The following is a 9,878-nucleotide window of genomic DNA, read 5'->3' on the forward strand; positions in this document are numbered from 1 at the left end:
GGACCTTCTGATGCGCACACTACTCGTCGACAACTACGACTCCTTCACCTACAACCTCTTCCACTACCTCGCGGAGGTGAACGGGCGGGAGCCGGAGGTGATCCGCAACGACGACCCGGCCTGGCGTCCGGAACTGCTCGACGGGTTCGACAACGTCGTGCTGTCGCCGGGGCCCGGCACCCCGCACCGCCCCGCCGACTTCGGCCTCTGCGCACAGATCGCCACGGAGGGGCGGATTCCGGTCCTCGGGGTCTGCCTCGGGCACCAGGGCATGGCCCTGGCCCACGGTGCACGGGTGGAGCGCGCCCCCGAGCCCCGGCACGGGCGCTCCTCACTGGTCCGGCACGACGGCACCGGGCTCTTCGACGGACTGCCGCAGCCGCTGGAGGTCGTCCGCTACCACTCCCTCGCCGTCACCGCGCCGGCCCCCGAACTGGAGCCGATCGCCTGGGCCCAGGACGACGGTGTGGTCATGGCGCTGCGCCACCGCACACTGCCGCTGTGGGGCGTGCAGTTCCATCCCGAGTCGATCGGCACCGAGGGCGGCCGGCGGCTGCTGGAGAACTTCCGGCAGCTGACCGGGCGGCACGGCCGGCGCCGCACCGCACCGGCCGCGATCCCCGCACCGAGGGCCACCGCATCCGCCGCACGCACCGCACCCACTGCACCCGCCGCCGAGCGCGCCGACAGCACCGGGAGCACCGGGAGCACCGGGAGCAGCGGCAACGCTGGCAGCCCGCCGGTGCGCCGGCTGCGCGTGCTGACCGAGCACCTGCCCACCGACTGGGACGCCGAGGTGGTCTTCGACCGCCTGTTCCGCGCAGGCGACCGGCCCTTCTGGCTGGACAGCAGCCGGCCCGGGGGTGCTCTGGGACAGCTCTCCGTCCTGGGCAACGCCGCCGGCCCGCTCGCCCGGGTCGCCACCGCCGACGTGTTCGCCGGCACCGTGACCATAACCTCGGCGGACTCGACCCAGGTCGTCCACAGCACGTTCCTGGACTGGCTGGACCGCGACCTGCGCGCCCTGCACGTCGAGCTGCCGGAGCTGTCCGAGCTGCCGTTCGACTTCGCGCTGGGCTGGGTCGGCTGCCTCGGCTACGAGCTGAAGGCCGAGTGCGACGGCGACCTGGCGCACCGCTCGGCCGACCCGGACGCGGCCATGGTCTTCGCGGACCGGGCGGTCGTCCTGGACCACCGGTCCGCAACGACCCACCTGCTGGCCCTGGCCGAGGAGGGCCGGGAGGCGGCGGCCCGGGACTGGCTGGCCGACGCGGCGGCACGGCTGGCGGCCTGCGCGGGGCAGGCGCCCGGCCCGTGCCAGGCGCCTGCCCGGGGGCGGGGCGCGGAGCTGCGGCTGCGGCACGGCCGCGCGGAGTACCTCGACCTCATCGGGAGCTGCCAGGAGGAGATCAAGGCCGGTGAGACCTACGAGGTGTGCCTCACCAACATGATCGAGGCCGAGACCGACCTCGATCCGTGGCAGGCCTACCGGTTCCTGCGCCGCGCGAGCCCCGCCCCGTTCGGGGCCTTCCTCGACTTCGGCGGGCTCTCGGTGCTGAGCACCTCCCCGGAGCGGTTCCTGCGGGTCGACCGGCAGGGCGTCATGGAGTCCAAGCCGATCAAGGGCACCCGGCCCCGGGGAGCCACCCCGGCCGAGGACGCGCTGCTGGTGGCCGACCTGACGACCAGTGAGAAGGACCGGGCCGAGAACCTGATGATCGTGGACCTGGTCCGGCACGACCTCGGGCGCTGCGCCGAGATCGGCACGGTGGTGGCCGACCCGGTCTTCCAGGTCGAGACCTACGCCACGGTCCACCAGCTGGTCAGCACCGTGCGGGCGCGGCTGCGCCCCGACACCACGGCGGTCGCGGCGGTCCGCTCCGCGTTCCCCGGCGGCTCGATGACCGGCGCCCCGAAGATCCGGACCATGCAGATCATCGACCGGCTCGAAGGCGGGCCGCGCGGCCTCTACTCGGGTGCCATCGGGTACTTCTCGCTGACCGGGGCCGCCGACCTGAGCATCGTCATCCGCACCGCGGTGCTGAGCGGCGGGCGGCTGCGCTACGGAGTCGGCGGCGCGATCATCGCCCTGTCGGACCCGGAGGCGGAGTTCGACGAGACGGTGGTGAAGGCGGCGCCGCTGCGGATGCTGCTCGACACCGGGTTCCCGGGAGCGCTGGACACCGGGATCCCGGGAGCACGGGTCGCCTCCGGCGCTGCCGCCGGACAGCTCTAGGGGCTGCTACCGGGCACCTCTAGGGCTTTCCCGGTGCTCCCCGGCCGAGCATGGATCGGCAAACCCATGCAGTGGCCGGCCTTCCCGGGGAGTGATGGTGTCCGTCCGCATCGATGACTACGCGACAGATCCGGCCGCCGACGAGGGCCGGAGCGGATCGCCGGCCCCGTCCGGCCAGGCCCTGCGCGGTCTCACGCTCCCGGCGGTCTTCGCCGCCGCCGTGAGCGTGGACCCGGACGCGGTGGCGCTCACGGACGGGGACCGGTCGCGGACCTGGCGCCAGTGGAGTGCGGAGGTCGACGCACTCGCCCGCGGGCTGCAGGAACTCGGCGTCGGCGTCGGCGACGTGGTCGCGGTGCGGCTGCCCAACTGCTGGGAGTACGCGACCCTGCACCTGGCCGTCGCGGCCGTGGGCGCGGTCATGATGCCGGTGCACCAGGGCAACGGCAGTGCCGAGGTGAGCGCACTGCTGGAGCGGGTGGACCCGGCGGTCGTCGTGCTGGGGCCGGGCGCCCCGGGCAGCGGTGACGGCGGGCAGGCGGCGGCAGGGCGGGCGCTGCTGACCGCGGTGCCCTCGCTGCGCGCCGTGCTGGTCACCGGGGAGCTCGCCGGGGAGCCGGATCCGCGGGTGCTCCCGGTGCAGCGGCTGCTGGCCGACTGGCTGGGCAGCGCCCCGCACCCGGTGGACGTCCACCCGGACCTGCCCTTCGTCCTCATCCCCTCCTCCGGCACCACCTCCGCGCGGCCCAAGCTCTGCCTGCACAGCCACGACGGCCTGCTCTCGAACACCGCGGGCGTGGCGGCGGCGGGCGCCGCGGCGTTCACCGGCGCGGTCATCACGGCCTGCCCGCTCACCCACCTGTTCGGCCTGCAGTCGCTGCACGCCGCCCTGTTCACCTCCTGCCGGCAGGTCCTGCTGCGCGGCTGGGACCCGGACCGGTTCCTGGAGCTGGCCCGGCGCACCGACCCCGGCGTGGTCTTCGCGGTGCCGGCCCAGCTGCACGACATCGTCACGCGCCTGGCGCGGACCGGGGAGCCGGCGGGATTCCGCCCGCGCGAGGTCCGCACGGCCGGCGCGGCCATCGCGGGCGCACTGGTCGGCGAGGTGCGGGCCGCGCTGGACACCAGCCTCGTGGTGGTCTGGGGAATGTCGGAACTCGGCACCGGCACCTGCACCGGCACGGACGACCCCGCCGAGGTGGCCGCCACCCGCGTCGGACGCCCGACCAGCGGCGCGCGGGTGCGCATCGTGCGCGAGGACGGCCAGGAGTGCCCACCGGGCGAGGTGGGCGAGCTGCGGTACCGCAGCCCCAGCATGTTCCGCGGCTACTTCCGCGAGCCGCAACTGACCCGGGCCGCGGTCACCACGGACGGCTGGCTGCGCACCGGCGACCTGGCGAGCGTCGACGAACAGGGCCTGGTCCGGTTCCACGGACGGGCGGCCGAGCTGATCAACGTCGGCGGCCGGAAGTTCAACGCCACCGAGATCCAGGGCCTGCTGGCGGAGCTGCCCGGGATCGGTGCGCTGGCGGTGGTCGCCAGGCCCGATCCCCGGCTCGGGGAGTACCCCTGCCTGGTCGTCACCGACCAGGCGAGCGCTCGGATCGGCCTCGGCGAGGTGACCGGCTTCCTCCGGGGCCGCGGGGTCGCCGAGTACAAGATCCCGCTGGAACTGCTGACCGTCGGCGACGATCTGCCCCGCACGCCCGCGGGCAAGCTCCACCGGCGGGCGCTGGAGGAACTGCTCGCCGGCGACAACCTCCCGCCGCGCCCGGCCCCGCCGACGGCGGCGCCGCCGCGCAGCCTCGCGGACGCCCTCGGCCTGGTCCGACGCTGCGTCACGACGGTGCTCGGCCCGGACGCCGAGGAGTCCCCCATCGAACCCGAGGCCACCTTCCGCGGTCACGGGCTGGACTCGATCCGCGCCATCCGGCTGCGCAACCTGCTGGTCGAGGCGACCGGGCTGGCGCTCCCGGTCAGCCTGGCCTTCGACTTCCCGAGCCCGGCGGCGCTCGCCCTGGTGCTGACCGGCCGGGCCGACCCGAGCGGCGCGCAGGAGCTCCCGGAGCCGGCGAACGGGCGGGCCGACGGGCGGACGGACGGGCGGACGGACGGGCGGGCCGACGAACCGATCGCCATCGTCGGGATGGCCTGCCGACTGCCCGGCCAGGTGGCCTCCCCCGAGGACCTGTGGACCCTGCTCACGGAGGGCACCGATGCGGTCTCCGGCTTCCCGGCCGACCGCGGCTGGGATCTGGCCCGCCTGTTCGACCCCGATCCGGAGCACCCGGGCACCTCGTACACCCGGGCGGGCGGGTTCCTGCACGACGCGGGCCGCTTCGACGCGGAGTTCTTCGGGCTCTCGCAGCGGGAGGCGCTGGCGACCGACCCGCAGCAGCGGCTCCTGCTGGAGACCGCCTGGGAGGCCCTGGAGCAGGCGCGGATCGACCCGACGACGCTGCGCGGGTCCCGGACCGGGGTCTTCGCCGGTGCGATGTACCACGACTACGCGGCGCACCTGGCGAGCGGCGGTGCCGGCGAGTTGGAGGGACTGCTCGGGATCGGCACGGCCGCGAGCGCGCTGGCCGGCCGGATCTCCTACACCCTCGCTCTGGAGGGCCCGGCCCTGACCGTCGACACGGCCTGCTCGTCCTCGCTCGTCGCCCTCCACCTGGCCTGCCAGTCCCTTCGATCCGGCGAGTCCGCCCTGGCGCTGGCCGGCGGGGTGGCCGTGATGGCGACACCGACCTCCTTCGTGGAGTTCTCCCGCCTGCGCGGCCTGGCCCCCGACGGCCGGTGCAAGTCCTTCGCGCAGGCCGCCGACGGTGCGGGCTGGGCGGAGGGGGTGGGCCTGCTCGTACTGGAGCGGCTCGCCGACGCCCGGCGCAACGGGCACCAGGTGCTGGCGCTGGTGCGGGGATCCGCGGTCAACCAGGACGGCGCCTCGAACGGTCTCACCGCGCCCAACGGACCCGCTCAACAGCGCGTCATCCGGCGGGCGCTGGCCGATGCCGGGCTGTCCGCCGCAGAGGTCGACGCGGTGGAGGCGCACGGCACCGGGACCACCCTGGGCGACCCGATCGAGGCCCAGGCCCTGCTCGCGACCTACGGCCGGGCGCACCCCGCGGAGCGGCCGCTCTGGCTCGGCTCGGTGAAGTCGAACATCGGGCACGCCCAGGCCGCCGCCGGCGCCGCCGGGGTGATCAAGATGGTGCAGGCCCTGCGGCACGGGGTCCTGCCGAGGACCCTGCACGTCGACCGGCCCGCCACCCGGGTGGACTGGTCCTCGGGGGCGGTACGGCTGCTGACCGAACCCCAGCCGTGGCCCGCCCGGCCCGGCCGGGTGCGGCGGGCGGGCGTCTCCTCGTTCGGGATCAGCGGCACCAACGCCCACCTGATCCTGGAGGAGGCTCCGCCCGAGGCCGCCGCCGGACCGGGCCCCGCCGGGACGGGCTCGGCCGGACCGGACTCAACCGGGACGGGCTCGGCCGGACCGGACTCGGCCGGATCGGGCTCGGCCGGACCCGTGACGGACAGGGCCGTGCCCTGGCTGCTCTCCGCCCGCAGCGAGTCCGCGCTGCGGGCCCGCGCTCGGCAGCTCGCCGACCACATCGCGGCCCACCCCGAGCAGTCCCCGCGCGACATCGCCTTCGCGCTGGCCACCACCCGTGCGCTGCACGGCGGCCATCGGGCCTTCCTCCTCGGTGCCGGTCGGGAGGAGCTGCGGTCGGCAGCGGCCGCGCTCGGTACCGGCGCCTCGTCCACCCGCGCCTCGTCCACCGGCGTCCTGCCGGGGCGCCGCCGGCACGGCCCGCTCGCCTTCGCCTTCACCGGGCAGGGCAGCCAGCGGCTCGGCATGGGCCGGCAACTCGCCCGTGCTTTCCCGGCCTTCGACGCCGCTCTGCGCGAGGTCTGCGCACGGCTCGACCCGTTGCTGGACCGGCCGCTGCTCTCCGTGATGTGGGAGCAGGGCGAGGGCGTCGACCGGGCGGCTGCCGGGCAGGCGCTGCTCGACCGGACGGGCTACGCCCAGCCGGCGCTCTTCGCCCACGAGGTGGCGCTGTACCGCCTGTTCGAGTCCTGGGGCGTGCTCCCGGACCACCTGGTCGGCCATTCGATCGGCGAGATCGCCGCCGCCCACGTGGCCGGTGTCTTCTCGCTGCCGGACGCCTGCACCCTGGTGGCGGCCCGCGGTCGGCTGATGGAGGCCCTGCCGGCCGGCGGCGCGATGCTGGCGGTCCGGCTCCCGGAGCTTGAACTCGCGCCGTGGCTGGGCGAGTTCGCCGACGCGGTGGCGGTCGCGGCGGTGAACGGCCCGTGCTCCGTCGTCCTGTCGGGGGCCGAGGAGGCGCTGGCCGGGCTGGCCGACCGGCTCGGCGCCGCCGGGCACCGGACCAAGCGGCTCGCGGTCAGCCACGCCTTCCACTCGCCGCTGATGGCGCCCATGCTGGCGGACTTCCGGGAGGTCCTCGACACGCTCGCTCCGGCCGCGCCCACCGTGCCGCTGGTCTCCGGCCTCACCGGCCGGCTGCTGACCGAACAGGAGGCCCGGGACCCCGGCTTCTGGGTCCGCCACGTCCGCGAACCGGTCCGCTTCCTGGACGCGGTCGAGCTGCTGCGCGGCGAGCGGACCGACCGCTTCGTGGAGCTGGGCCCGGAGATCGCGCTCGCTCCGATGATCGACGAGTGCCTCTGCGCCGCCGGCGCCGACCCGGTGGACACGGGTGTCATACCGACCGGCCCGCATGGCAGCCTTGACGAGGAGCGGGCCGTGCTCGCCGCCCTCGCCCGGCTGCACCTGGACGGCGCACCGGTGGACTGGGCGGCGGCGCTCCCGGGCGCCCGCTCGGTGCCGTTGCCCACCTATCCGTTCCAGCGTCAGCTGTACTGGATCGCGGCGCCGCTCAGCGCCCCGGGCGACGACGCTCCCCCGACCTGGTCGACATCCGCCGTGGCATCCGTGCCCGCACCGGCCGACCGGCTGGCCGGACTCGACGAGGCCGCGCAGGAGGAGTTCCTGCTGCGCCTGGTGCTCACCGAGACCGAGGCCGTGCTCGGCGGCGGTGCGCTGGAGGGCTCCCCCGCCGAGCAGCCCTTCACGGAGCTGGGCATCAACTCGGTGAACGCGATCGAGCTGCGGAACCGGATCATCGCGGCCACCGGTGCCCGCCTGCCGGCCACCCTCGTCTTCGACCACCCCACGCCCGGCGCGATCGCCCGGCTCGTCCGAGCCGAACTCACCCGCTCCACCACCACCGCCCCGCGCTCGGCGAGCGCCCTCACGGACGAGCTGGAGCGTCTGCTCCAGTCCGGCACCGGGCTCGACGCCGACACGGCCGCGCGGCTCAAGGAGCTCGCCAGGCGCTGGGGGCCGGCCCCCGCCGAGGGCAACGGCCGACCCGACGTCGGCGCGGCCACCGACGAGGAGCTCTTCCGGCTCCTGGACGGCACCAACAGGTAACCCCGCCCGGGCGGTTCCCCGCGAACCGCCCGAACGACGGACACCAGCAGCCGACCGGCGACCGATCGCCGGTCGGCTTTCCTCGCTCCACCTCCGGAGACACCTCCGGCCCTTCTCCGAAGACACCTCCGAAGACACTCCGGAGACACCTCCGACCCCCTCCGAACCCACCTCCGACCCCGGGAGATCACCGATGACCGGCACCACCCCTGCGTCCCTCCCCCGAGCACCCGGGGAGGTCATGATCGAGGCGCACGACCTGAGCAAGGTGTTCGGCACCGTCCGAGCGCTCGACTCCGTGACCGTCTCCGCGCGCCGCGGGACCGTCCTGGCCCTGCTCGGGCACAACGGAGCGGGCAAGACCACGCTCGTCAACATCCTCACCGCCTCGCTCCCGCCCACCTCGGGCCGGGCCACGGTCGCCGGTCTCGACGTCGTGCGACAGCCCCGCGAGATCCGCCAACGCATCGGCCTCACCGGACAGTTCGCCTCGGTCGACGGCCGGCTCAGCGCGCGGGACAACCTGGTCCTGCTCGCCCGTCTGCTGGGCGCCGACCGCCGGGCGGCCCACGCCCGGGCCGACGAACTGCTGGAGCTGTTCGCGCTGCGGGAGGTCGCCACCCGCCGGGCCGGCACCTACTCCGGCGGGCTGCGCCGACGCCTGGACCTCGCCGCCAGTCTGGTCGGCCGACCGGAGGTCATCTTCCTCGACGAGCCGACCACCGGCCTGGACCCGTCGAGCCGACTGGGCCTGTGGGAGATCGTCGAAGGCCTGGTCGCCGAGGGAACCACGGTCGTCCTCACCACGCAGTACCTGGAGGAGGCCGACCGCCTGGCCGACTCGATCGTGGTGCTCGCCGCCGGTTCGGTGATCGCCGGCGGGACCGCGGCCGAACTCAAGGCCAGGGTCGGCCGGCGCACCGTCACCGTCGCCCTCGACGACACCGACGACCCCCGGGCCGCCGTCGCGGCGCTGCGCCGCTCCGGCCTGGAGCCGGTGACGAGCCCGGCGGACGGCACGATCACCGTCCCCATCGACGCGTCGCGGGAGATGGCCCGCGTGGTCCGCGCCCTCGACCACGTCGGCATCGAGGCGGCCGAACTCGCCTTCGCCGAGCCGAGTCTCGACGACGTCTACCTCAACCTGGCAGCACAACCCACGCCGTCATCAGGAGGACCGGTCCGATGAGTACCAGCACGAGCACGACCACGAGCGCGGCGGTGCCCGCCGAAGCGGCGACCGCACCGCCCGTGCGCTGGGCCCGCAGTTCGATGTTCCTGCAGGTCCGGGTCCTCACCGGGCGCTCGCTGCGCGCCCTGGTGACCGATCCCGGGGTGGTGCTGTTCGGGCTGCTGCAACCGGTCATCATCCTCTTCGTGCTGACCCAGGTCTTCAGCAAGATGGGGGCACCGCCGCACTTCCCCAAGGGAGTCAGCTACCTCGACTTCGTGCTGTCGGCCGTCCTGGTGGACAACGCGGTGCAGTCCGCCGTGCAGTCCGGGGTCGGCCTGGTGGACGACATGAAGAACGGGATCGTCGCGCGGCTGCGCTCACTGCCGATCCACCCCAGCTCGCTGCTGATCGCCCGCAGCCTGGCGAACCTGGTCCGCAGTGCAGTCCAGGCGGTGATCATCCTGATTCTGGCCCTCACCCTGCTGGGGTACCGGCCGCACGGCGGGGTGGCCGAGATCGCCGCCTCGGTCGGCCTGACGCTCTTCATCAGCTGGGCCCTGGGGTGGGCGTTCATCGCCGCGGGTGCCTGGCTGCGCCGCGCGGAACCGATGCAGAACCTCGCGATCATCGCGGTCCTGCCCATGATGTTCGCCTCCAGCGCCTACATCCCGGTCGCCGACCTGCCCGCCTGGCTCGGCGCCGTCGCCCGGCTCAACCCCCTGACCTACGCGATCAACGCCACCCGCGCGCTCGCCCTCAGCATCCCCGGCGCCGACGCCATCGTGCCCGCGCTGCTCTTCAGCGGCGTCATCGCGGTGATCGGAGCCACCCTCGCGGTGCTCGGGTTCCGCCGTCCGATGTAGGCCACTACAAGCCGCTGCAGTCCGCTGCCGTCCGCTGTCAGCAGGGCTCGCGCGACAGAGCCCGCGGGCCCGGTCTTCCGACGAAGACCGGGCCCGCAGCCCTATCTGATCGTGGGCCATCTGCCGGGACTCACCATCCGGCGG

4 protein-coding genes are annotated in these 9,878 nt (G+C 74.7%); all 4 read left to right on the forward strand.

Features of this window, described 5'->3' with window-relative positions:
• The first annotated feature begins 10 nt into the window (after positions 1 to 10).
• Positions 11 to 2,236, forward strand: a complete 2,226-nt coding sequence (gene pabB / locus ACFZB9_RS24615) for an aminodeoxychorismate synthase component I (protein WP_391450472.1) — start codon at positions 11 to 13, stop codon at positions 2,234 to 2,236.
• 94 nt (positions 2,237 to 2,330) lie between these two features.
• Positions 2,331 to 7,697: a beta-ketoacyl synthase N-terminal-like domain-containing protein gene (locus tag ACFZB9_RS24620; protein WP_391450474.1), complete on the forward strand. Its 5,367-nt coding sequence runs from the start codon at positions 2,331 to 2,333 to the stop codon at positions 7,695 to 7,697.
• A gap of 241 nt (positions 7,698 to 7,938) precedes the next feature.
• Positions 7,939 to 8,886 carry an ATP-binding cassette domain-containing protein gene (locus ACFZB9_RS24625; protein ID WP_391450476.1) on the forward strand — a complete coding sequence of 316 codons (948 nt, stop codon included), beginning with the start codon at positions 7,939 to 7,941 and terminating at the stop codon, positions 8,884 to 8,886.
• On the forward strand, positions 8,883 to 9,734 hold the full coding sequence (locus ACFZB9_RS24630; protein WP_391450478.1) for an ABC transporter permease: 852 nt from the start codon (positions 8,883 to 8,885) through the stop codon (positions 9,732 to 9,734). The genes ACFZB9_RS24625 and ACFZB9_RS24630 overlap by 4 nt, the downstream gene beginning before the upstream one ends.
• Positions 9,735 to 9,878 lie beyond the last annotated feature (144 nt).

This window comes from Kitasatospora sp. NPDC008050, assembly GCF_042957465.1.
Taxonomy (GTDB): Bacteria; Actinomycetota; Actinomycetes; order Streptomycetales; family Streptomycetaceae; genus Kitasatospora.